1 protein-coding gene is annotated in these 2348 nt (G+C 35.7%); it reads right to left on the reverse strand.

What is annotated here, in order from left to right; genetic code table 11:
* Positions 1 to 544: 544 nt before the first annotated feature.
* Entirely contained in the window at positions 545 to 2200 is a 1656-nt protein-coding gene (gene mobQ / locus ACK1JC_RS16970) for a MobQ family relaxase (protein ID WP_193894157.1), read from the reverse strand.
* Between the last annotated feature and the right edge of the window lie 148 nt (positions 2201 to 2348).

Below are 2348 nucleotides of genomic sequence, written 5' to 3' on the forward strand. Positions count from 1 at the left end.
TAAAGGTAGGGATATATACTGCTAAAGGTAGGGATATATACTGCTAAAGGTAGGGATATATACTGCTAAAGGTAGGGGGTGATCCTCTATAACCCTTTATCTACAAGCCTTTAAGGTAGGCTAAAAACATTAAAAACTATTAAAAACATTAAAAACATCAATTAAGAAAAATTGCCCTTGGTTTTCGCTACGCTCAAACTCTATTGAATCTCGCTTTCGCTCGATTCTAGGGACAATTTTTTGGTTAATACATATATCAATTTAAAAAAATCAAAAGCAATAATGCATTCGCTTTGCTCATGCTTTTTGAAAAGCAAAAACTTCATTGTGACGCTCGTAGACACTTGCTAAAGAAACTCTCTAATAACACCTAAAAAGCGGTTTTTCAGAGGGGGGAATAAGCGAACTTTCATTGTGACGCTCGTAGACACTCGCTAAAGGCTCTCATTTGAGGTCTAAGAGCTTTTACTCTTATAGACTATGGTTTCCCTACATTTTTAGTAAAAGTCGCTAAAAACCCCGGTTTTTTGCGTTTAAACAGGGTTTACCAAGGTGTGTAATCGTTATCATTGTCTTGTTCTGGCTTTTTAGGCTCATTTTTCTGCTGTTTCTCCAATTCTTGGCGTCTTAAAAATGCCAAATGGTCTTGTTCTCGTCTCTCTTGCTCATAGCGTTGTTCTTGTTGCTCTCGTTCTTTACGCAACTGCTGTTCTTTAGATTCACGATCTTTTCGGTCGTTTTCGAGCTGTATCGCTCTTTTTTGGGCAAACTCTTGCTGTACTACTACCTTAACTTGTTCTGTAAGATCTGCATTCATTTTTTGGGTTTTTAACTCTGCCATTTCTTTTGCATATAGTCGTTTTTGTTTTTCACCATTTTTAGGGCTAAAGTATTTATTTCCATAGTTATCTTCTTCAAATATATAACTATCTATGATCTCCAATCTTTGATCACGTACATATTCTTGATACTTAGTTTCTCTGCATGCTATTTCTGAAATTTGATGATCTATATTTGAAATTTGATCATTAAATTTTCGTTGTCTAACAGTGATGTCCGGTTCATCAAATTTTTCAAAAGACTTTTTAGGCTGGAGTAGCTGATTTTCTTTTATCCATTGATTTAACTGATTAGAATATCTGTCTTTTTTTTCTAGTTCACTAAGACTAGAGATATGCTTTTTGATATCTAGTTGAGTGTTGTATTGGTTGATTTGGTCATTTATTTGATTACTCCATTTATTTTTAAAAAATAAAGGCTCTTTTTTTTCTAGTTCTGATATTTCGGAATTCTTCGTGTCCAATTCTGTTGTTAATTTTGATAATTCTTCCTGTTGGAATTGAGAAAGCCTCAGAGATATTTTTTCTAAATACTTAATTTCAGAGTGTTGGAATTGAAGTTCACTTTGTACTCGTTGAACAAGATCCTCAGATATTTTGATGTTTTCATCAATCGCGATTATCTTTTTGATTTCTAAATTACGTAGCTTAATTTCATCATTTTTAAGACTGATTTCTGTAAATATCCCTCGTCTTCGGAGGTATGTTGTTTGAGGGCCTTCATGTTGAGTTGCTTGTAGGTCACATACCTGGTCTTCATAACTTCTGTGATCGACACGTTCATCAAATCCATTTTTTTCTAAGTGTTGATTGCATAGTTCTGCAAATGATTCTCTCCAGTGGCTTACCGTTTCTGTGCCATTGTCACGACTGAAGTCCCTATATTTTTTTGCTGAAAAGTCACCATGCTCATTAATACTTCGGGTGGTGAACATGATGTGTGCATGATGGTTACGTTCATCACTTCCACTGTCCGTATGCGGTGCATGAATAGCAGCGTCAACGATGACACCGTATTTCTTAACGAGATTTTGGCAAAGTTCATTGAGCATGTTTTTACGCTGTTCAGCGTTTAATTCTCTTGGAAATGCAATTTCAAATTCTCTTGCAAGTAATGCATCTTTTCTTCGTTCGGATTTTTCGACTTCATTCCAAAGTTTTTGACGATTGGTTAACTCAGTATTTGTATTTTCTGGTGCATAGATTTCTGTAAATTCGACACCAGTTTTTTTTGTGTAGTCTTGTTCTTTCCCATAAAAATCGCATACCAATTTTTCACCCGAACGATATGCAGCACAAGCAACGGCTGATCGCCCATTACTTCTACTAATCGTTTTAACTGAAAAATGATATATCGCCATTTTGCTTTTGCTCTTTATTTCGATTTATCGAAATTACCAACATGAATATGTTGGTCAGGGGATTACAAAGGGGATTTACCCCTTGTCGCACCATTGGATGAAATCCAATGGCTAAGTGCGCCCTTCGGGAAAACCACGATAGCATGGG

This window comes from Acinetobacter sp. TY2, assembly GCF_046269225.1.
GTDB lineage: Bacteria > Pseudomonadota > Gammaproteobacteria > Pseudomonadales > Moraxellaceae > Acinetobacter.

Coding starts and splice junctions, on each gene's coding strand:
- mobQ (WP_193894157.1), bottom strand. CDS start 2,200: ATGGCGATATATCATTTTTCAGTTAAAACGATTAGTAGAAGTAATGGG.